The organism is Streptomyces carpinensis (assembly GCF_002154505.1).
Taxonomy (GTDB): domain Bacteria; phylum Actinomycetota; class Actinomycetes; order Streptomycetales; family Streptomycetaceae; genus Streptomyces; species Streptomyces carpinensis.
Map to the genome: position 1 here is coordinate 1 of NZ_MUBM01000043.1, position 21,733 is coordinate 21,733.

The 21,733-nt window shown below is 70.0% G+C and carries 19 protein-coding genes and 1 pseudogene; 13 read left to right on the forward strand and 7 right to left on the reverse strand.

Annotated elements, in window-relative coordinates:
* A partial coding sequence (locus tag BZY54_RS07085; RefSeq protein ID WP_107419669.1) for a methylenetetrahydrofolate reductase occupies positions 1-734 on the reverse strand: 734 nt, incomplete at its 3' end.
* Between the two features lie 510 nt (positions 735-1,244).
* Here BZY54_RS07085 and BZY54_RS07090 point away from each other — a divergent pair.
* The 10 genes and pseudogenes from BZY54_RS07090 (at position 1,245) to BZY54_RS52135 (ending at position 11,588) form a co-directional block, all read left to right on the forward strand.
* A complete protein-coding gene (locus tag BZY54_RS07090; RefSeq protein ID WP_086723694.1) occupies positions 1,245-2,768 on the forward strand; it encodes an MFS transporter in 1,524 nt (507 codons plus the stop codon).
* Positions 2,769-2,871: 103 nt separating this feature from the next.
* Entirely contained in the window at positions 2,872-4,233 is a 1,362-nt protein-coding gene (locus BZY54_RS07095; protein ID WP_158103825.1) for an aminomethyl transferase family protein, read from the forward strand.
* 528 nt (positions 4,234-4,761) lie between these two features.
* Positions 4,762-4,920, forward strand: coding sequence for a GTP-binding protein (locus tag BZY54_RS52865; protein WP_244217015.1), 159 nt, complete (start codon positions 4,762-4,764; stop codon positions 4,918-4,920).
* 392 nt (positions 4,921-5,312) lie between these two features.
* Positions 5,313-5,617, forward strand: a pseudogene (locus tag BZY54_RS07110) (alpha-ketoglutarate-dependent dioxygenase AlkB); the annotation flags it as partial.
* A gap of 140 nt (positions 5,618-5,757) precedes the next feature.
* Positions 5,758-6,246, forward strand: a complete 489-nt coding sequence (locus BZY54_RS07115) for a site-specific integrase (RefSeq protein WP_086723697.1) — start codon at positions 5,758-5,760, stop codon at positions 6,244-6,246.
* A gap of 42 nt (positions 6,247-6,288) precedes the next feature.
* Positions 6,289-7,089 carry a hypothetical protein gene (locus BZY54_RS07120; protein WP_086723699.1) on the forward strand — a complete coding sequence of 267 codons (801 nt, stop codon included), beginning with the start codon at positions 6,289-6,291 and terminating at the stop codon, positions 7,087-7,089.
* Positions 7,086-7,955 (forward strand): hypothetical protein, encoded by an 870-nt coding sequence (locus BZY54_RS07125; protein WP_086723700.1) that lies wholly within the window; start codon positions 7,086-7,088, stop codon positions 7,953-7,955. Before BZY54_RS07120 ends, BZY54_RS07125 begins: the two co-directional genes overlap by 4 nt.
* A 96-nt stretch (positions 7,956-8,051) precedes the next feature.
* Positions 8,052-8,879, forward strand: coding sequence for a hypothetical protein (locus BZY54_RS07130; RefSeq protein ID WP_086723702.1), 828 nt, complete (start codon positions 8,052-8,054; stop codon positions 8,877-8,879).
* A 259-nt stretch (positions 8,880-9,138) separates the two neighbouring features.
* Complete coding sequence (locus BZY54_RS07135; protein WP_086723704.1) at positions 9,139-11,061, forward strand: hypothetical protein; 1,923 nt, start codon at positions 9,139-9,141, stop codon at positions 11,059-11,061.
* Positions 11,058-11,588 carry a hypothetical protein gene (locus tag BZY54_RS52135; protein ID WP_208640581.1) on the forward strand — a complete coding sequence of 177 codons (531 nt, stop codon included), beginning with the start codon at positions 11,058-11,060 and terminating at the stop codon, positions 11,586-11,588. Before BZY54_RS07135 ends, BZY54_RS52135 begins: the two co-directional genes overlap by 4 nt.
* Positions 11,589-11,678: 90 nt before the next feature.
* Here BZY54_RS52135 and BZY54_RS07145 read toward each other — a convergent pair whose 3' ends face one another.
* Positions 11,679-13,280, reverse strand: coding sequence for a Na+/H+ antiporter (locus BZY54_RS07145; RefSeq protein WP_086723707.1), 1,602 nt, complete (start codon positions 13,278-13,280; stop codon positions 11,679-11,681).
* 264 nt (positions 13,281-13,544) lie between these two features.
* Between BZY54_RS07145 and BZY54_RS07150 the strand changes: the two genes are divergently transcribed.
* Entirely contained in the window at positions 13,545-13,928 is a 384-nt protein-coding gene (locus tag BZY54_RS07150; RefSeq protein ID WP_086723709.1) for a nuclear transport factor 2 family protein, read from the forward strand.
* 132 nt (positions 13,929-14,060) lie between these two features.
* On the opposite strand, the gene BZY54_RS07155 is transcribed toward BZY54_RS07150, so the two are convergent.
* The 5 genes from BZY54_RS07155 to BZY54_RS07175 are packed head-to-tail and all read right to left on the reverse strand — an operon-like array spanning position 14,061 to position 19,419.
* Positions 14,061-15,107 (reverse strand): zinc-binding dehydrogenase, encoded by a 1,047-nt coding sequence (locus BZY54_RS07155; RefSeq protein WP_086723711.1) that lies wholly within the window; start codon positions 15,105-15,107, stop codon positions 14,061-14,063.
* Positions 15,108-15,138: 31 nt separating this feature from the next.
* Positions 15,139-15,918, reverse strand: coding sequence for an SDR family oxidoreductase (locus BZY54_RS07160; RefSeq protein WP_086723713.1), 780 nt, complete (start codon positions 15,916-15,918; stop codon positions 15,139-15,141).
* Positions 15,915-16,982 (reverse strand): NAD(P)-dependent alcohol dehydrogenase, encoded by a 1,068-nt coding sequence (locus tag BZY54_RS07165; protein WP_086723715.1) that lies wholly within the window; start codon positions 16,980-16,982, stop codon positions 15,915-15,917. The genes BZY54_RS07160 and BZY54_RS07165 overlap by 4 nt, the downstream gene beginning before the upstream one ends.
* Positions 16,983-17,017: 35 nt before the next feature.
* A complete protein-coding gene (locus BZY54_RS07170) occupies positions 17,018-17,902 on the reverse strand; it encodes an aldo/keto reductase (RefSeq protein WP_086723717.1) in 885 nt (294 codons plus the stop codon).
* On the reverse strand, positions 17,902-19,419 hold the full coding sequence (locus BZY54_RS07175) for an MFS transporter (RefSeq protein ID WP_086723719.1): 1,518 nt from the start codon (positions 19,417-19,419) through the stop codon (positions 17,902-17,904). Before BZY54_RS07175 ends, BZY54_RS07170 begins: the two co-directional genes overlap by 1 nt.
* Positions 19,420-19,702: 283 nt before the next feature.
* Here BZY54_RS07175 and BZY54_RS07180 point away from each other — a divergent pair, with 283 nt between their 5' ends.
* Both BZY54_RS07180 and BZY54_RS07185 read left to right on the forward strand, forming a co-directional pair.
* Complete coding sequence (locus tag BZY54_RS07180; RefSeq protein ID WP_086723720.1) at positions 19,703-20,605, forward strand: helix-turn-helix transcriptional regulator; 903 nt, start codon at positions 19,703-19,705, stop codon at positions 20,603-20,605.
* A gap of 29 nt (positions 20,606-20,634) precedes the next feature.
* The gene (locus BZY54_RS07185) at positions 20,635-21,654 is read left to right on the forward strand and encodes an aldo/keto reductase (protein WP_086723722.1); all 1,020 of its coding nucleotides are present in this window, start codon (positions 20,635-20,637) and stop codon (positions 21,652-21,654) included.
* Positions 21,655-21,733 lie beyond the last annotated feature (79 nt).

A 21,733-nucleotide genomic window follows, 5' to 3' on the forward strand; every position in this document is an offset into this window, starting at 1 on the left:
GTTCTCTGATGCGGCACTAGCGCCGCGGTCCGCAGGCGAGCGGCCAGGTCCGCGACGAAGCGGTCCGGGCCCGTGGTGCCCAGCAGGTTGGTCAGGGAAAACCCGTACTTCTTCGCGATGCCCGCCGACGAGGCCACACCGAAACGCCGGGCGTAGCCGAGCAGCCGTTTGACACCTGCCGGGCCGGGAATACCAACCCGAACGGGGACATGGATGCCGTGCTCGCGCACTGCCCGGAGCCACGAGACCACGGGTTGGGTATCGAAGCCGAACTGCGTGATGATCTCAACGCCTATGCCCTGTTCGGTCAAGATGGAGATCTTGTCGTCCAGGGCTTTCCACAGGTCGTCCTCCGAGATACCAGGGTGACCGTCCGGGTAGCCGGCGATACCGACGGAGCGGACTCCGTAGTCGGCAAGGAGCCCGGAACGTATCAGGGCCAGCGAATCCTCGTACGGCCCCTCGGGCGTGGCCGGATCGCCACCGACGGCGAAGACCCGCTCGGTTGCGCCTGCTTCCTGCAGCCGGTCGAGATGTGCGGTGAGTTCAGCGGCCGACCGGAGTCTCCTGGCCGACAGGTGGGGAACGGGAATGAAACCGCTCTCCTTCACTGTCTGCGCGGCAGTGATCCGCGCACTCATGTCCTCGGTGCCGAGGTACGTGATGTTGATCTGGGTTCCACGGGTGATGAGGTGCCGAGCGGCCAGCAGTCCTGGGTTGTCTCGGCCTGTCATCTCCAAGGAGCAGTCGTGCAGAAGATCGGCGACGGGCGCGCCGGGCGGTGGACCTGTCGGGTTATGTGGCACAGGGATCCCTCTCTCGCGGCCGAACAAAGCGCTTGCGATAGGGCTCAACGGCGTGCAGCAAGGGGCGCGCCGTCGCGACGACCGGTCCTGCGCCTTGGCTGGTTGTTGGGCGCGAACCGGTGAACTGTTCACGGAAGGTAATGCGCCTGATGGAACCTGGCGGCTGGGCCTCCGAGGGGCTGACGAGGACAGCGTGAGGCGGTGTCAGCACCCTGACGCCCGGAATCGCAGCAGGCTCTGACCAGGCAACGAACACTCAACATAGCATTCGCATTGTTTCAAAGATAGCACTTGCGCTGTTTGGGCGTGCTGCGTAAGGTCTGCGCTGCCATCCGAGGCCTCGAAGGAGTCAGGACCCCGGGTGTGACTACTGGTCCAGTTCCTCCATTTCCGGGCGACCCTGCGTGCGCCCCCATTGCATTGAGCACGGAGGTCGGCATGAGTGATGCGACAACGCCTCGAGCAGGTACGCAGAAGGCAACTGGAACCAAAACGGCATGGGTGGGGCTGGTCGTCCTGCTTCTGGCGGGGGCGATGGCCATCATCGACCCCACCGCGACGAACGTGGCACTGCCGTCGCTCGGGTCGGCCGAGGGCTTCGCAGCTTCGCAGGCCACGCTCTCCTGGGCGGTTTCGGGGTATACAGTCGCCTTCGCCATAGCCCTGGTGCCTGCCGGCCGACTGGGCGACCGGCACGGGCACCGGCGCCTGTTCGTCATAGGAACATCGCTGTATGTGCTGACCGGCGTAGCCGTCGTCCTGGCGGTCTCCCAGGCGATGTTGTCGATCTCCCGGGTTCTGCACGGAGCGGCCGGGGGCATGATGATCGCAGCGGTGTTCGGACTCATCCAGCTGATGTTCACCGGTCCTGGCCGTGTGCGCGCGATAGCCGCTTACACCGCGATGACCGGGGTCGCCTCGCTTGTAGGGCCCCTCGCCGGAGGCTGGCTCGTCGATGCTGCGGGACTTGGCACCGGGTGGCGCTGGGCACTGGCCCTTGCGCTGCCGTTCGGCGCGACCGCACTGGCGTTTGCCGGCAAGCTGACGTCAGGGCAGGCGCCGGAGAAGTCCGGGCGCTTCGACATCCTGGGCATGCTGCTGCTGGCTGGTGCGATCGGCGGCTGCATCATCCCGCTGATCCAGGCGACCGGCGAGGGAGTTCCCTCTTGGTCCTGGGACTGCTGGAGCGTGGCGGTCGTCCTGACACTTGCCTTCGTGCTGTGGGAACGCAGGCTCGGGCGGAGGGGCCTGAGCCCCGTACTTCCGATGAATCTGTTTCGCCGTGCGCCGTTCTCACTGGGGACCGTGTCCATCTTCTTCGCATTCGCTAGCTTTGGCTTGGGCATCTATGTGGCGCTCGCCATCCTGTGGCAGAGCGGCCGGGGCGAATCAGCGCTGTCTGCCGCGCTGGTGGCCCTTCCCTTCTCGGTCGGCAGCATCCTCGGTGCGGTGATCAGCGACCGGACGGCCGCGTGGATCGGCCACTGGGTCGTCCCGGGGTCGCTCGCCGCGCTCGGTGCGGGGCTAGCCGTGACGTGGTGGATTCTGGCCGCCGCTCCGCAAGCCGGTTCGCTCGTGCTCGCAGTACCGCTGTTCGTCGGAGGACTCGGCTCCGGGGCCTTTGTCGGGCCCAGCTTCGCGGCAGCCCTGTCCGGAGTTCCCGGGCGCGACGCGGGGGCGGCAGGCGGCATGGTGATGACGGGCCAGTGGATCGGCACCGCATTCGGCGGAGCGCTTGTCCTGGTCGTCTGCTCCAGGCCTGGCCCGGGCGGCGGGTTCGGCCCTGAGGCGGCTGTCTCCAACGGCACGGCGGCGGTCCTGGTCTGCGCAACGCTAGTGGCAGCGGCCCTGATCTGCGGCGCGATCGTCAGCTTCAGATCCGGGGATGTCCTCAACCGGGTGGTGCGGGGCGCGGACGTCACGCCCGGCGACGCAACGCCGACAACTCCCGCGGTGCCGTAACCCTCGGATCGCGTCGCGGTGTCGCTCCGGTCATGGGAGCACCGCGAACACCCCCTCGCCTCTCCTCATCCTCCTTTGTCCGATACAAACCGGAAGGACCACCATGGCCGCACGCAGTGTCGAAGACCTGATCCAAGAGGCGGGCAGCGCAGTCCGCATGCTGCGCGAAGCGCCCATCGGGAAGTATCCCTTCCCTATCCCGGCCGAAGTCACCAACTGGCGGGATGAGCAGCGTAAGTGGGCCACCGAGGCGATCTTCTACGACATCACCTCCTTCGGCTCGAACGTCTACTTCAAGGGCCCGGATGTTCGGAAGCTGTTCAGCGAGACCGCGGCCAACAACTTCGCCACGTTCGGAAGAAACCGAGCCCGGCGTCTGGTCGCCGTCGGCCATGACGGCCATCTGATCGACGACGCGATCCTGTTCGGTCTGGACGACGATGAGTACGTCACCGTGGGCTCGCCGCTCGCGGCGAACTGGATCACCTACCACGCGGAAACGGGCGGGTACGACGTCGAGATATCCCACGATGAGACCCCGGCCCTTTCGGACCGGAAGCTTCCTCCCAAGCGAAACTTCCACTTCATCATCCAGGGACCTTCGGCACTGGCCGCAATGAGCAAGGCGTCCGGCGGCACCCTTCCTCCCATCAAGTTCTTCCGGATCGGCGAGTTCAGCGTCGCAGGCCGGCCGGTGCGCGCACTGAACCACACGATGAGCGGCCTCCCGGGCGAGGAGAGCACGGGGCTCGAGGTCTACGGTCCAGCCGCCTACGCGGACGAGGTCAAGGCTGCCATTCTCGCGGCCGGAGCCGAGTTCGGCCTGCAGGAGGGCGGGGCGCTCTCCTACCCGACCACGTGCGTCGAGTCGGGATGGCTGGGCATGCCCGTGCCCGGAATCTATTCCGGCGAGGCACACCGGTCCTACCGGGAATGGCTCGGCACCGACAGCTGGGAGGCACGCAACTCGCTGGGCGGGAGTTACGTTCGCGAGGACATCACGGACTACTACGTAACCCCGTGGGAGCTGGGCTACCACAAGTCCGTCAACCTCGACCACGACTTCGTGGGACGAGACGGCCTGCTGCGCAGGCGCGAGGACCAGTCCCGCCGCCAGGTGTGGCTGAAGTGGCACAACGACGACGTGGCCCGAACGATCGCGAGCAGCCTCTTCGACGAACTGCCGGCTCGGGAACTGACGATTCCGACTCCCTGCTACGCGGCCCACAACTATGACACAGTCCTGCTCGGCGACACCGAGATCGGCTGGTCCGGCTGGTCCGGCTACACTGTGAACATCGGCTCGTTCGCCTCGCTCGGAGTGATTGACCAGCAGTACGCCCAGGACGGCACTGAGGTCGTGATCGTCTGGGGCGAGCCGGACGGCGGGCTACGGCGCCCTGGTGCCATGCGACACCGCCAGACGGAGATCCGGGCGACCGTGCGCACCACGTCACCGCGCTGACGGCGACAGCTCCGAACGATCCTTCTCCCATGCCATCCCATCGGACCGGTCCGGATCTGGGGCGCACCTGTGCGCCTGCCACCAGCGATGCACCTACCCCAAGGTGATTCGCGTGTCACGCATGCTACCCGATCCGGTCGGCTGGCGGGCCTCGGCAACGGACGGCGCCGTCTTCTTCTTCTCCGCGTAGATCTCTGCGTAAGGCGCTCGATCGCGTCATCCTGCGTGCCGAAGCGGCCTCTTCACGCTGCTTGCCGAGAGCGTCCCGGAACCGAATCGTGTACGGGTGCGGGCAGCGGGTCGGCCTGGAACAACCGCACTCCTTGAAGAACGACCCCATTCCACGAGCGAGCTGTCGAGCCACGCATCAAGCCTTCCGAGCAGGGCGATGGGCGGCGCAGGAGGCCCCTGCCGCGGGCGCAGGTCAGCATGCCGGACACCGGCCAGCCTAATGCTGACCTTTTGCTGACCTGGAGACCGCGATTAGGGCTCTGACCTGCGAAAACACCCAAACGCTAGATCTTGGACTTGAACAACGGCTGCATCTGCTGCCCCGCGGGCGGCGATGATCTCATCAGCATCCTAGGTACGCTGATGCGGCGCCGTGAGAAGTGCGACCGCATCTTCGTCGAGACCACCGACCTCGCCGACCCCCGCGCCGGTCGCACAAACATTCTTCGCAGATAGACAGAAAACGTTCACGACGCCAGGCACCGGGCTCCGCCGCTTCTCGGCGGCGGAGGAAGAGTGGCCGACGGCTTTCCGGTACGGCTGATGCCTGAGCCACGCAGGCAACGGTCCCGGTGGTGTTGCGGGCCCCTTGCACCGCCACACGTTACCTTCGCTGCCGCAAGGTTAATGATGTTGACGGTAGCCGTCCCGCGGCCTCACGGCCGACTACTCAAAGTCACCTGACGGCCCATCGCCAAAGTCAGCATCGAGTCAGCGACAGCACCGCTAGTACCCGCCCGCGAGCGCCACGGAACGTCGAGATCATTCAATTGGTCCTGACTCCCCTGACCTGCCGAAACGCAGGTCACGAGCCTATCCGCTAGCCTCGCTGGAACTTACCCGTGAGGTTGTACCACAACATCGTGGCCGTACCGCGCCTGCTCGCCTTCTACGGCGCGGACGACCCGCTCCCCCACCCCGTGCTCGCCGAGGCGCGCGACGCGCTGACCGCGCACTACCGCGACGAACTCGGTGAGCCGTTCACCATGGCCGGCGCGAGGACACCATGGTCGCGATCCTCTCCGTGGGCGCACCCCGCGACCTGCTGCTTCGCCCGGCAGGGGGTGGCGGTGCCACGGTCCGCCGCCCGCTCGGGCACGGAGCCCTGATCGTCATGGGCGGCTCCTGCCAGCGCACCTGGGAGCACTGCGTAGCGGTGTTCTGTGGACATACGCTGTGTTGCCTCATGTCGTGTTGCGGCTGAGGGAGTCAAATGGCATACGAATGGCGGCTGTTCTGGGTTGGTGACGGTGGTGATCCCGCAGAGGGCCGACCCGTCCCCGCTGGGAGGACTTGGAGGAGCGTGAGCGGGCGCTTGGGCTGCGCGAGCGGCAGCCGATCCTGGTCTCGCCGGATGGCCGGGTCGATCCTCGGCTGAGTGAGTGCCTGCGACGCTCGGCGTTCTCGGCCAAGTCGCAGGGCACCCAGGTCACGTACGCCCTGCTCTACCGGCTGTTCTTCACGTTCCTGTGGCAGCGCGGGCTGGACTGGGACGAGGCGTCGGAGGACGACGTCGAGGACTGGGAGGACTGGCGCCGACGCGGGGCGACGAACCCGGCGCCGGTCGACGGCGGGACGTGGGCGAAGGAGCGGGCCGCGTTGAAGCTGCTGTACGCCATCGCGGCTAAGCGCGGCCTCGTATCGTCGAACCCGGTGACGCTCACCTCGCCGTCGGACGTGAAGACCTCGGACGTGAAGTGGCTGTCGCCCCGCGCCTTTCGGCTGTGGCGCAGCGTCGGGCTCGGCGGCATGCTGCCGGGCGGCCTGGAGGACGAGGCGTGACGCGGCCGATCAGCCGGCCGGGACACGGCCTACGCCGACCTGATGTACTCCAGCGGCCTGCGGCGCCGCGAGGGCGGCACCCTGCTGCTCTGCGAACTCCCGGCGCTCGGGCGACGGAACTACTACGCGGGCAGGGCGGGCCAGGCCGTGGCCAAGCGAGCCGGCTACACATTCTACGTCGGCCATCCGGCGCTGCAGCGCGTCGAGGGCTACCGGGTCAGCACGCGCGCCTTGGCGGTAGCCCGCGCGCGACGGCGCGGCGTCTACGACCGGCTGCCCGGCCTGCGCATCATCCAGAAGGTCAACCGGGCGGGCCGCGTGCAGTGGAGAAGCCGCGACGGGCGTACGGGAGAGAGTGCGCTCGGGAGGCTGACGTCCGCCGAACGGATGCTGCTGTTCGTCGAGGGCGAGGACGGCCTGGAACCGGCGATGCTGTGGCTGACCGAGAGCGGGCTGCCGCTGCGGTACACGAGCTGGACGAAGGTCTTCGAGCGGGCGAGCGACCGGTGCGCTGCTGCGGGGCTCGACGTCTTCGCGACGCCGAAGATGCTGCGGCACTCCATGGCTCTGCGGACGCTGGTTGCGCTGCACAACGCGCTGGACCGCCGGCTCGGGCTGACGCCGGCCGAGCGCCTGCACTACGAGGAGGTGTACGGGCAGGTCTGGCTGATGGTCAAGGACATGCTCGGGCACCGCAGCGAGCAGGTGACGCGGGACGTGTACCTGGAGCCGGTGCGCGGGTTGCAGCTGGAGTCGCTGCTCGGTGACGACGACAACCCCGTGAACGCGGAGAAGATCGCGGAGCTGGCGGCGCGCACGGGCCTGATCCTGGACGCGGCATGAGCGGGCGCCGGGCGGCGCTGCCGCCGACGGACTACCGCAAGGCGCCGGTGCTGGACGCGGACGGCCTGGTCATCCGCCCGGTCAGCGGCGCCGGGAAGTCGTTGGGTGTGTGGGACTTCCGGGACAGCCCCGGGCCCGTCGACTTCCGGCGGGCGCTGGTGGCCGGACTGGCCGCGCAGGGCCGGGGCTGGGGCAGCGAAGACACCTACCAGACGAACGCCAGCACGCTGCGGCTGCTGTTCAGGGACGCCGCAGCGGCCGAGCCACCTGTCACCGCGACCGGGCAGATCACGGTGGAGTGGTGGAAGCAGTGGACCGGCGACATCCACGTCCGCCGGGTCCTGGCCGCGGTCGTCCGCCGGGCGCCCGGGCTGCCGAAGGCGACCCAGGAGTTCCTGCAGACGCCGCGGCGCCGGCCGCCAGCCCGGCGCGGACGCCCGCGCAAGCAGGCCCACACACGGGAGGAACTGCGCGGGATCCGGGATATGGCCGCCGCGACGGTGCGCACCGGGCGGCTGCGGATCGCGGTGAACACCGCGATCCTTCAGCGGTGGCGGGCAGGCGCGATCGAGCGCGGGGACGGCGACTGGCCCCTCGGTGAGGTGCTGGACGTGCTGGCCCGCACCGGGGACCTTCCGCGCTACAACAGCAGTAACGACCACTCGGTGACCGCGTACGCGGAGCGCGCGTGCGGCTTCGAGGGCAACGCCGCCTCGCTGAGCCGTCTTTTCGCGACGCCGTCGGAGATCGGGGCGGCGGCCGTGCTGCTGATCGTGCACGAGGCATGGAACCTGTCGGTGCTGAAGAAGATGGACGTGCCCACCTGGTGGCCGAACGCGGACCGCGAGGACCCCGCCGTGCACTAGGTCGACACGGACAAGGCCCGGCGCGGACGGCGTCGGCACGCGAGCAACACGCTCGTCGACGTCGGCGAGGGCTCCAGCGGCCGGGCCCTGCGGCACGTGCTGGAGCTGACCGCGCCGGCCAGGACCACCCTGGAGGCATTGGGCCGTCCCACGACGAAGCTGCTGGTCGGCCACCGCGGCCTCGGCGGAAGCGAGAATCTCCGCGACCACGCGCTCGGCAAAGCCCTGGACGGCGCTATCCGGCGCTGGCAGCAGCAGGTCCGCGCCGACGGCGTCGACCTGCCCACCCGGGTGAACTCCCAGGCGCTGCGCCACAGCGCGCAGGCGCACCACGGCCGGGCCCGCAACAACACCCAGGCCACCCACGAGCGGGACTACCAGCTGAAGGACGAGGACGTCCGCGCCGCCTCGCGCGGCGCGGTGGAGCTCGGGCTGGCCCAGGCGCTGGCCTCCGCCCGGCAGACGCTTGCCATGCGCCTGGTCGAGGAGGTCGACGCCAAGGGCGAGGTGAGTGCCGAGCTCGTGGTCAAGGAGACCGGGATTGACGTGGAGGTGGCGCGCCGGATCGTGGCCGGCCGGATGCGCACCCCGGTCGCTTCGTGCGCGGACTTCCTCAACTCCGACCACAGCAAGGCCGGGATGCCGTGCGCGGTGTCGTTCCTGCTGTGCTTCGCCTGCCGCAACGCGGTGGCCACCGGCCGCGACCTGCCCCGCATCGCCTACCTGCACAAGGCGCTGGAGTCCCTGCGCTCAGCCGTGACCCCGGCAGTGTGGGCCGCAGACTGGGCGACGCACCACACACGAATCGGCGACTTCCTCACCACCTACACCACCACCGACGCGCGGCCCCAGCTGGTCGCCGCCGTGGCCGACAGCGAGCGGGAGCTGATCCACGCGATGCTGGAACGGAGGCTCGACCCGTGAGCGCGTCCACGCCCGCCCCCGCCGGCCCGGAAGTCGTCGACCCGGTCTCAGACACCTTCGTCCTCCCGTTCAACCGGCTGCGGCCCGGCTTCGACCCCGAGCAGCTGCCACGCTTCCGCGACCTGGCCTGGCGCCTGGCGCTGATCAGCCCCAGGGAGTCCAACCGCTCGCTGGTCATCGACTGGACCCGCTGCCCCGCCGGGCTGCGGCCCGGCATGATGCGCGCGGCCTTCGCCGAACTGAACATCCCGACCCGGCCGTGCTGCTCCAGCAGCGCGCCTCGCGCTCCACCACCCAACCGGCCACCCTGCGCCACAACTTTCAGATCTGGATCCGCTTCGCCACCTGGCTCGACGGTCGCGCCATCACCGAGCTCTCCCAGGTCACCACAGGGGACCTGGAGGCATACGCCGAGCACCTGCGCCCGCTCGGCCGCCGGTGGCGCACCGACGCCAAGGCCCTGTGGGTCATCTCTCGACTGTGGGCCTACGCCCCCTACCTGCCCGAGAGCGACCGGCTGGTCATGCCGCCGTGGGAGGACCCGGTCGCGGTCATGTCCGACTTCCTCGGCACTAAAGACGACACCCCGGGCGGCGAGAACAGCGTCGCGATCGTGCACCCGGCCGTCATGGCCCCGCTGCTGGTGTGGGCGCTGCGCACGGTCCTGGACCTGTCCCCGGACATCCTGGCCGCCGCCCGCGAGCATCGCCGGCTGCTCGCCGCGATCCCCGACCGCGCCCCGCTCGGCGGCACCGAGGCCACGGTGGCCCATCTGCGCGGCCTTCTCGCAGCCGGGCAGAAGCTGCCCTCCAGCGGTGCGCCCGGCGCGACCGCCGTGCGCGCCCGCTTCGGCGGGGCGCCGCCGCCGATGGCCAACACCTTCCTGGCCGGAGCCCTCGGCGTCACCACCTCCCAGGTCGCCCGCGCCCGCGGCATCCTGTCCGACGAGCTCGCCCCGGACGACTTCGGCCCCGCCCCGGTCCTCGATGTTCCGCTCGCCGCCCGGATCGGCGGCTTCCCGTGGCGAGAGCAGATCGGCTTCGACGACGTGGACAACCTGATGCTGCATCTGTCCACTGCCGCCCTGATCTGCTGCGCCTACCTCTCCGGCATGCGGCCCGAGGAGGTCCTGGCCCTGCGCCGCGGCTGCTGCACCCGCGCGGAGCGCGACGACGGCACCGTACGGTTCGAGGTTCGCGGTCGGCACTTTAAGGGAGTCCTGGACGAGGACGGCAACGCGATCGGCGAAGGCGAGCAGCGAGAGGACCCGTGGATCGTGCTGGAGCCCGTCGCGCACGCCATCGCCGTCGTCGAGGAACTCGAAGACGGCGAGCAGCTGTTCACCCGCACCCTCTACCGGTATGCCAAGGGCACCTGCATGCCGCGCACCGGCCTGTCTTCCGACACCGCAGTGGAACGGTTCCGTGCCTTCACCGCCTGGGCCAACCAGCTCGCCGCCGCCCGTGACCGGCCCCACGAGCTGATCCCGCCCGATCCCGACGGCGCCGTCGCCTTGCGCCGCTTCCGCCGCACCATTACCTGGTTCATCTATCGCCAGCCCGGCGGCCGGATCGCGCTCGCGGTGCAGTACGGGCACGCGGCCACCGCCATGTCGGAGTCTTACGCCGGCCGCTCGAAGGCCGACATGCTCGAGGTTCTAGACCAGGAGAAGGGCCTGGCCCTGGCCGAGACCCTCGCCGGGGCCGGCGAACGCATCGCCGCCGGCGAGAAGGTCAGCGGCCCGGCCGCCGACCGCTACCGCGCCGCGGCCGCCGAGTTCTCCGACCGCTACGCCGGGACCTACCTCGGACGACGCGAACTGCGCGCGCTGGTCGCCAACCCCCGCCTCCAGGTCTACGAGGACCCCAGGGCCTTCTTGACCTGCAACCACGTCGCGTTCACCGCGCTGTGCAGCCCCGACCGCGACCGGGCGGGCGACGGCGCCCGGAGGAGCACCCCCGACCACTCCCGCTGCCACCCGGCGTGCGCGAACATCAGCCGCACCGACAGCCAGATCATCGCCCTGCGCACCGAGGTCGCGCGGATCGACGCGGACGCCGACGCCGGCCTCGACCCCTACCCCATCGCCGCCCGCGAACAGCAGCGCAAGGCCCAGCTCAACGACATCATCCGCCGCCACGACGCCCAGCAGGCCGGCACCGGCGTCGAGGAGCGACGATGAGCACCCCCGCCGCAGCCTCCCCCGGCCCGCACGACGGCGCGGCGCTGGCCCAGCTCGTCGGCGACGCCTACGCCCACGCCCAGGGCCACGCCACCGCCGAGGACGCCGCGGAGATCAGAGCGATCACCGACGCCATGGTGCGCCTGCTGATCGGCGCCCCACTGCGCTCCGACGGCAAGCTGACCGTCGTCTCCCTGGCCACCGAAGCCGGACTGCGCCGCAACAAGCTCACCCACAAGCACACCGGTCTCAAGGACCTGTTCTACGCCCTGGTCAAGGCCCGCAGCCCCGTCCTCGATGCGCTGCCTGATTCGGTCCGGGCCCGCGCGGCCAAGCAGCAGCAGGATCTGGCCCGCGTCCGCGCCGAACGCGACGATCTGCGTGGACAGGCGCAGCTCCTAGCGCGGATCGTCCACGTCCTGGAGATCGAGAACAGCAAGCTCAAGGAGATCAACGCGGCCCTGGAGCAGCAGGTGGCCGCTCAGGCATCCGTCCCCGACCTGACTCGCTGGCGGCGCCGGTCCTGACCGCGGGCTCAACGCCGAGGGGCGGCACCCGCCCGGGTGCCGCCCCTCTTTCGCCCGGTGCCTTACAGCTGCTAACGCCCGCGAGGGCGGTCACTCGTTCTGGCTTGCCTGCGCGAGGCGTACTTCCTCTGCATCGAGTTGTTCCTGCAACCGCAGCAGAACGGCGTCATCGATGCGGTGCCCATCGCGCAGGGCGATGACGGCGGAGCGCTTGTATTCCAGGAGCGCCAGGCGCAGGGAGGTCTCCTGTCGCCGGCGTCGCAGCAGAGGTTCGGACTCAGGGTCACTCGCGGCACCGGCGGCGTGCACTGTACTCAGGTGCGTTTCGTACTCGGTCTTCAGTTTCTCGACAGTCTCGGCGTCGGTACCGAGGTCGGCCGCCGTCGCGGGGAGAGCGTCCAGCGCGGCCCGAGAGGCAGCGATCCGGGCGAGGGCGAGCTCCTGCTCGGAGTCCGTGCCCTTGGGCAGCCGTGCCCAGCGGGCGACGGCCGGAAGCACCAGGCCCTGCACCACGAGGGTGGCGACGACGACACCGGCGGTGACGAAGACGATCGTGTCGCGGTCGGGGAACGACGTGCCGGAGTCGAGCGTGTAGGGCACGGACAGGGCCAGGGCCAGGGAAACGGCTCCGCGGAAGCCAGCCAGAGCGCTGACCACCCGGGCGCTGTGCCCCATCCGGCGTCCGCGCTGCTGCGGACGCCGGTCCAACGCCCTGATGGTGTACACCGCGACGAACAGGAACAGGAAGCGGACGATGACCAGCGCACACGCCACCGCCACCACCATCACTACGGCCTCGGTCAGAGCCGTACCGGACAAGGCGCGGACCGCCGCTTGTGCTTCGAGCCCGACCAGAACGAACAGGGCGCCGTTCAGGAGGTACATCGCTAGGGACCAGAAGGCTTCTGTCTGCCGCCGGGCCGCGGCCCGGCCCAGGCTCGGCCCGGCCTGGCTCATGATCAGCCCGCACACCACCACCGCGAGCACGCCTGACGCCTCGACCTGCTCGGCTACCAAGTAGGCGCCGAACGGGATCAGGATGATGGTCAGGTTGTCCAGCAGCGTGTCGCCGAGTTGGCGCACCCGGCGCCGAAGCTGGATGCCGAGCCACGCCACCACCGCTCCAGCCGCGAGGCCACCACCGTAGGACAGCGCCACCAGACCACTTACGTGGGCCACGCTGAGGTGCTCGGAGCCGACGGTGACGCCGACCGCGAGGCTGTAGACGACCAGCGCGGTGCCGTCGTTGATGAGAGATTCGGCGCGCAGCAGTGTGACGTTGCGCTGGGGCAGGAGCCGGGATGCCACGCTGACGGCGGTGGCGTCTGTCGGTGCCACAGCGGCGCCGAGCACCCAGGCCGGGCCCCACGGCAGACCGAGCACGTGGGCGAGCGCGGCCACGGCCCAGGCGGTGACGGCGACCAGAAGCGTGCCGGTCAGCACGATGCCGCGCAGGTCCCGACGGATCGCACGCAGCGAGGTGGTCACGCTCTCCCAGTACAGCAGCACCGGCAGGAAGACGAGCAGCAGCACATCCGGCGGGAGTTCCGTCTCACGCAGCGCGGGCACGAAACCGAGGGCCACGCCGGCGGCCAGTTGCAGGACGGGCGCGGCCACTCGAAGCCGGTGGGCGAGGGCCCCGCTGGCGAGCAGGGCGCACCCGAGGATCACGATGAACTCGAGCGCGGCCATGAGTTCTCCTCCCAGGGATGGCCGGGTGAGCGGTGACGGGCACTCCGGAGCCTCATGCTCACACGTGGTTCGGCCGGCGCCGTGCGTCGGCGTCGCGCGCCGCTGTTGAGCCGGTGTGTCGGCGCGCAGATGGGCGGCACCACTGGTTGCTGGCGGTGCCGCCCGGTAGGTGCGGCATCCCGACCGCAGGGACACTGGACGTGGCGTAACAGCAGCCACAACGAGGGATCCGGACCCAACCCACAGCCCCGGCAAGGAGTCGCCATGCCCACCCCCGATGCAACGGCCATCGCGGAACTGCGGGGAGCCCACCGCGCCTACCTTGACGCCATGCTCGAAGGGGACACCGCAACTCTCGGTGACCTGCTCGCGGAGGATTTCACTCTCACCCACATGACGGGATACGTGCAGCCGAAGGCCGAGTGGCTGGCGCAGATGCGGCAGGGGCAGTTCGTCTACCACTCCATCGAGGAGAAGGACACAGCGCTCGACGTCGATGGCGACGGCACGGCCCGCCTTACGGTCCGGACCGTGACCGACGCCACCGTGTACGGCACCCGTGCAGGCTGGCGTCTGTGCCTGGCCACCGATTACGCCCGTCATGACGACGTATGGGTCGCCCAGCGGACCGTCGCCACGACCTGGTGAAGTCGGTCGTCGGCTCGGGTCTGGCCCGGTCTCGACGGCCCGCTCATGCCGGCCCCATAGGGAGGACCTGTCCCGGTGGCCGGGGAACCCGGCTGTGATGTGTCGACCCCGGACCGGTGCAGGGGTTCGGGCTTACGGCTGGCTGACCGTGAGGAGCGACTTGATCGCGCGGCGCTCGTCCATCGCGGCGTAGGCGTCGGCGACGTGGTCGAGGTCCGTGCAGTAGTTGAAGACGAGTCCGGGGTTGATCGCCCCGTCCAGGACGTGCGGCAGCAGTTCGGGGATGTAGTGGCGGGCGGGGGCGACGCCTCCCTTGATGCCGACGTTCTTCCAGAAGAGGGTCTTGTACTCGAACTTTTCGTACAGCGGGACGCCGACGGCGCCGATCATGCCTCCGGCGCGGACGATGCCGGCGGCCGTTTCGATGGACTGGTCGGTGCCGACGCATTCGAGTGCGGCGTCGACACCGGCGCCGTCGGTGAGACGGAGGACGGTCGTGACGGCGTCGTCGCCGCGTTCGGCGACGATGTCGGTGGCGCCGAACTCCTTGGCCAGGGCTTGCCGGTCGGCGTGGCGGCTGAGCACGATGATCCGGCCGGCGCCGAGAAGCTTGGCGGCCAGCACGGCTGAGAGGCCGACTGCGCCGTCCCCGACGACGGCGACGGTGTCGCCCTGCTTCACGCCCGCGCTGACGGCGGCGTGGTAGCCGGTGCACATGACGTCGGAGAGGGCGGTGAAGGAGGCGAGCTGGGCGTCGGTGAACCCGTCGGCCGGTGTGGGGACCTTCACGAGGGTTGTGTCGGCGTAGGGTGCGCGGACCTTTTCGCCCTGGCCGCCGTCGGTTTCGCCGTCGCCGAAGGCTCCTCCGTGCTCGCAGTTGGATTCGAAGCCGGCCCGGCAGGCGGGGCAGGTGCCGTCGTTGTAGGTGAAGGGGGCGATGACGAAGTCGCCGACCTCCAGGTTCTGCACGTTCTCGCCCACTGCTTCGACGACGCCGATGTACTCGTGGCCGATGCTGCCGACCTTGTGGGGGTTGATGCCGCGGTAGTACCAGAGGTCGGAGCCGCACACGCAGCCGCGCACGACGCGGACCACGGCGTCGGTCGGCTGCTGGATGGTGGGGTCGGGGCGTTCGCCGAGCTCGATGTGCTTCTCGCCTCGGAAGATGGCTGCCTTCATGACGGTCTCCTCAGGGATCGGATATCGGGTGTCAGGGGGTGTGGGCGTGACGTCGCAGGTCGGCGCGGACACGCTCGGGTTCTGCCTCCGGCCGTGGTCCGGGCCGGTCGCGGGCGCCGTCGAGGTCGCCCGGCCGGTCGGGTTCGGCTGCGAGGAACGCGCCCGGCCAGTCGGTGACGGCCGGGCCGTCGGCCGAGAAGACCTCCACGGTCCGGCCCGTTGCCGACTCGGTCAGCAGCGCTTGGACGAGCGTCTCGGCGACGTGGTCGCGGCGGACGGGCCCGTACTCGGTCAGGTCGCCCTGGCGCAGGTCCACCTGCTGGTGGGAGCTGCTGCCGGCGTCGAACCAGCCGGGCCGGACGATCGTGTACGGCAGGCCGGTGACCCGCAGGAGGCGCTCACCGCGTCGCTTCCACTCCAGCAGCTCCCGTGACTGCCCGCCGGTGGCGGTGACGCCGATCGAGCTCATCAGCACCACGGGCAGCCGATGTCCGTCGAGCGCGTCGAGTACCGCAGGTACGGCGCCGTAGTCGACCGCGGCGTAGTCGCCGGACCCGTAGGGCGCGCCGTGGGTCATCACGATGGCGTCGACGCCGGCGACGGCGGCGCGCACGGCCGTCGGGTCGGCCAGCTCGCCTGCCACCACTTCGACGCCGTCGGGCAGGGTCCGTCGGGCGCGGTCGGGATTGCGGGTGAGCACGCGCGGCAGGCGGCCCAGCTCGAGCAGCCGGGCGGCGACGAGGCGTCCGATACTGCCCGTGCCGCCGATGATGAGGACGCGGCTCATGTCCGAGGGGGCTGGCTGTGTCATGCCGTCAGCCCCTTGAAGGTCGAGCCGTCGATCACGAACCGGTACCGGACGTCGGAGGCGTTGATCCGCTCGTAGGCGGTGTTGATGTCGTTCGCGCCGATCAGCTCGATGTCGGCGGTGACCTGGTGCTCGGCGGCGAAGTCGAGCATCTCCTGCGTTTCGGCGATACCGCCGAACAGGGAGCCGGCGTAGGAGCGGCCGTTCTGCAGCAGGGGGAAGACGTCCAGGGCCATCGGCTGGGTGGTGACACCCACGCTGATCATGGTGCCGTGCAGACGCAGCAGGCCGAGATCGTCCGCCAGGTTGATGGGGGCGCTGACGGTGTTGAGGATGATGTCGAAGGTGTTGGCCAGCTCGGTGAACGCGGTGCCGTCGCCGGTCGCGGCGTAGTGGTCGGCGCCGAGGGCCGCGGCGGCTTCGCGCTTGCTGTCCGACCGGGACAGCACGGTGACGTCGGCGCCCATGGCCTTGGCCATCTTCACGCCGAGGTGGCCCAGGCCGCCGAGGCCGACGACGGCGACCTTGGTGCCCGGCGCGGCGCCGAAGCGCTTGAGCGGCGCGTAGACGGTGATGCCCGCGCACAGCAGCGGTGCGGCGGCGGCCGGGTCAAGGCCGTCGGGGATGCGGACGACGAAGTCCTCGGGGGCGACGATCGCCTCGGAGTAGCCGCCCTGGGTGTGGGCGCCGGGCTCGGCGGGGTCGGGGCTGCCGAAGACGAGGGTGTGGCCGTTCAGGCAGTACTGCTCCTGTCCGGCCCGGCAGTTCTCGCACTCGCGGCAGGAGCTGGCCATGCAGCCGATGCCGACCAGGTCGCCGACCTGGTGGCGGGTGACGGCGGAGCCGGTTTCGGTGACGCGGCCGACGATCTCGTGGCCGGGGACGAGCGGGCTGACCGGGAGCGGGCCGAAGGAGCCGTCGACGAAGTTCATGTCGGAGTGGCAGATCCCGCAGTACAGGATGTCGATTCGGACGTCGTGGGGGCCGACGTCGCGGCGCTCGAGGGTGACGGGGGCGAGCGGCTGGCCGGCCTCGCGGGCGCCGAAGGCGTGGACGGTGGTGGGCACTGTGGTTCCTTTGCGCAGGTCGTACGGGGTGAAAGTCAGGCTTCGGGGATGGCGCGACCGAAGGCGGCGAGGGTGACGTTCTCGGGCTCGGGACCGCCGCGCCGGCCGGTCTCCAGCGCGTCCAGCGCGGTGAGCTCGTCTGCCGTGAGCTCGAAGTCGAAGACGTCGATGTTCTCGGCGATCCGCTCGCGCCGGGTGGACTTGGGGATGACCGAGCGGCCCTGCTGCAGGCCCCAGCGCAGCAGCACCTGCGCGGGGCTCTTGCCGTGCGTCTCGGCGATGGCAGTGACGGCCGGGTCCTGGAGGACGCTTCGGCGGTCCTCGCCGTAGCCCGGGTAGAAGGTGATGCCCCCGATGGGGGACCACGCCTGGTTGAGAATGCCGTGGGTGTCGTCGAAGTCGAGCACCTCGCGCTGCTGGAAGTAGGGGTGGATCTCCAGCTGGTTGACCGCCGGCACGACGGACGTCGCATCGAGCAGCGTGGTCAGGTGGTCGACCATGAAGTTGCTGACGCCGATCGCGCGGACCTTCCCGTCGGCCAGGAGCTTCTCCAGGGCGCGGTAGGCGGCGAGGGTCTTGTCGAACTCGGACGGCAGCGCCTGGTGCAGGATCAGCAGGTCGATCTGGTCGACGCCGAGCTTGGCGGCGCTCTTGTCGAAGCCGTGCAGAGTCTCGTCGTAGCCGTGGTCGCTGATCCAGATCTTGGTCTCGACGAAGATGTCGTCGCGGGGCACCCCGGAGTCGCGGATGGCCTGGCCGACCTCGCGCTCGTTGCCGTAGGCGGCGGCGGTGTCGATGTGCCGGTAGCCAAGCTCCAGCGCTGCCTTGACGGCGGCCTGCGTCTCGTCGGGCGGCGTCTGGAACACGCCCAGGCCGAGGGCGGGCATCTCGACGCCGTTGTTGAGGGTGAGGGTCTGCATCACATGGTCCTTTGCTTGCGGGACGCCCGTGCGGGCACGATCAGGGCGAGGACGGCGACGACCGCCAGGGCGAGCAGGACGGCGGAGCCCGTCAGCGCGGTGCCGGAGCGGGCCGCGATGTCGGCGGCCGCGTGACCGGTGGAGACGGTGGCGGCCACGGCCGTCAGGATGCTCAGGGCCAGTGCGCTGCCGATCTGGTGCACGGTGTTGACCAGCCCCGAACCGGCCCCCGCGTCCTCGGGGGCGACGCCGTCGACGCCGCTGGAGGTCATCGGGGCCAGCGCCAGGCCCTGGCCGGCACCGATGATCACCATGGGCAGGGCCACTCCGGTCAGGTAGGGGGTGTGCAGGTCTAGGCGGCTCAGCCAGGCCATGCCCACAGTCGTCAGGGCGACCCCCGCGGCCAGGACCTGGGGCCTGCCGAACCGCTCCAGCAGCCGGGGTACGCGGACCGCGAAGACGAAGTTGACCAGCGTCATCGGCAGGAACGCCAGGCCCGCCTGCAGAGGCGTCCAGCCGTAGACGCTCTGTACAAACTGCGCGGTGAAGAAGAAGAACCCCATCATCGCGCCCATGTACAGCATCCGGGTGACGTAGGCGCCGGACCGCTCCCGGCTCGCGAACAGCCGCAGCGGCACGATCGGCTGCGCGGCCCGCCGCTCCACCCCGACGAACAGGACCAGCAGCACCGCGCCCGCTGCGAGGGGGAGCAGAGTGGCAGGTGCCGTCCAGCCGTGATCGGCCGCGTCGACGATGCCCAGCACCAGCGCGGTCGACCCCAGCGTCGCCAGCAGCGCCCCGGCCACATCGAACCGGCCGCCGCGCCGCTCGGTCTCAGGCAGGAAGCGCACCGCCAGCACCATCATCACGATGCCGATGGGGACGTTCAGGAAGAACCCGGCCCGCCAGGAGATCAGGTCCGCGACCATGCCTCCGACGACCAGCCCGAACGCCGCGCCGAGTCCGGCCACTGCGCTGTAGGCGGCCATGGCCCGGTTGCGGGCCTTGCCCTCCGCGAAGCTGCGCGTGAGCAGGGAGAGCGCGGAGGGGGCAAGAACGGCGGCGCCCACGCCCTGCAGAGCCCGCGCCGCGATCAGCCACCAGGCGCTCTGGGCTGCGCCCACCAGCAGCGAGGCCAGTGAGAAGACGACCAGGGAGTACAGGAAAACCTTGCGGTGCCCGAAGAGATCACCGGCGCGTGCCCCCAAGAGCAGCAGCCCGCCGAAGACCAGGACGTAGGCGTTAGTGATCCACGACAGGCCCGTCTCGGAGAAGCCCATGTCCAAGCGGATCTGCGGCAGCCCGGTGAACACGATCGAGTTGTCCAGGATGACCATGAAGTAGCTGATGCAGATGATCGCCAGAATCAGCGTCGAACGCTCCGGGCCCCCGGAGAAACCCTGCGCCTGGCGGCGCGGGGCGGTGGTCCTGCCGCCGCTCGGCCCGCCCTGACGGCTTGAGTCGGCGACCGGCCCGGCGGGGGCGTCGCCGGTGTCGTGGGTGGCTGCTGTGCGCACGGTCTTCCTCGCCTCGGTCGGGAGTGCGGCCCGATCCCGGGCCGCCGGTCTTTGGCTTCTCCCAGGTAACGGCACCTCGAAGGGACAGTGGGAGTCACTGCTCTTCCAGGTACTGGCAGTACCTCGCAGGCCTGCCCGGGCCGACCTACCGTGGAGGAGCCGGCACACCGAGCAGACCGGCCGGGAGAAGTGCGCCGTGCCCCCCTACTCGAGGGTCAGGTCCGGCCCGACGGCGGACGCGACTGGCCCGGTCAGAGCCGGGCACCCAGACCAGGAAATGAGCATGACCGACCACACCAAGAAGGACGTGGCCGCCGAGGTGCGGGAGTTCCTCAGCACCCGGCGGGCCAGGATCACCCCTGAGCAGGCCGGGCTGCCGGTCTACGGCGGGAACCGCCGTGTCGCGGGGCTGCGGCGCGAAGAGGTCGCCCTGCTGGCGGGCATGAGCGTGGACTACTACGTCCGCCTGGAGCGCGGCAACCTCGCCGGCGCCTCGGACTCCGTCCTCGAGGCCCTCGCGCACGCCCTGCAGCTTAACGAGGCCGAACGCACCCACCTCTACGACCTGGCCCGCGCCGCCAGCCCATCCGGCCGTCGGCCGGCGGTGACCTCCTCACGCGTGCGGCCGACGATCCTGCGGCTGCTCGACTCGATGACCGGCGTACCGGCGTTCGTCCGCAACGCCCGCTTCGACATCATGGCCGCCAACGCCCTGGGCCGGGCGCTGTACGCGCCGCTGTTCGACTCACCGCTGTTCGCGCAGCGCGGGCCGGTCAACAGCGCCCGCTTCCTGTTCCTCGACCCCGCCAGCCAGGACTTCTGGGTCGACTGGGACAAGGGCGCCGACGACGCCGTGGCCTTCCTGCGCACCGAGACGGGCCGCGCGCCGCACGACAAGGCCCTCACCGACCTGATCGGCGAACTGACCACCCGCAGCAGCGACTTCGCGCGCAGGTGGGCACGGCACGACGTGAAGTTCCACCGCTCCGGCCTGAAGAACCTCCACCACCCGCTCGTCGGCGATCTCTCCCTGCCCTACGAGGCGATGGAACTGCCCTCCGACCCCGGCCTGCGCCTCAACTTCTACACGCCCGAGCCGGACTCCCCCGAACAGCAGGCCCTGAACCTGCTCGCGAGTTGGACCACCGCCAGCACCAGCACGGTCGTGCCCTCCGGCAACGACTGATCCCCCACACGAACGAGGAGAACCACTCCATGCAGTACCGACCGCTGGGCCGTACCGGCGTCCAGGTCAGCCCGCTGTGCCTGGGCGCGATGATGTTCGGCCCCTGGGGCAACGAGGACGAGAGCGACTCCATCCGGATCATCCACCGCGCCCTCGATGCGGGCATCAACTTTGTCGACACCGCGGACGTCTACTCCGCCGGCGTCTCGGAGGAGATCGTCGGCAAGGCGCTGAAGGGCCGTCGCGAGGACGTCTTCCTGGCCACCAAGTTCTTCATGCCCATGGACCAGAACGACCCCAACCAGCGGGGCGGTTCGCGCCGCTGGATCATCCGCGCGGTCGAGAACTCCCTGCGGCGGCTTGGCACCGACCACATCGACCTCTACCAGGTCCACCGCCCCAGCCCCGACACAGACGTCTCGGAGACCCTCGGCGCCCTCACCGACCTCGTCCGCCAGGGCAAGGTCCGCTACATCGGCTCCTCCTCCTACTCCGGCTCGCAGATCGTCGAAGCCCAGTGGACCTCGCGCGAGCGAAACCTGGAGCGCTTCGTCACCGAGCAGCCGCCCTACTCGATCCTCGTCCGCGGCATCGAAGAGGACGTGCTGCCCACCGTGCGACGCCACGGCATGGGCACCCTCACCTACAGCCCGCTCTCCGGCGGCTGGCTCTCGGGCCGCTACCGCAAGAACGCCACCGAAGGCCCCGCCTCCGCCGCCCGCCCCCAGGCACGCTTCGACATGAACACCCCCGCCAACCAGCGCAAGCTCGACGCCGTCGAACAGCTCGCTGTCCTGGCGGAGAAGGCCGGCCTCTCCCTGATCGAACTCGCCGTCGCCTTCGTCATCAACCACCCCGGTGTCACCTCGGCGATCATCGGACCTCGCACCATGGAGCAGCTGGAGGCGTTCCTGCCCGCCGCCGACATCACCCTGTCCTCCGACGTCCTCGACGCCATCGACGAGATCGTCGCCCCGGGCGTCACGGTCAACCCGGTCGACAACAGCTACGGAGACTTCGAGCTGCGGGCCGACCAGCGACGCCGCTGACATGAGCCAGCTCGGCAGGTCACGGCCAGCCGAGCCGGAACACCAACGCCGCCCACCGGCGAACAACCGCCCCCGGACG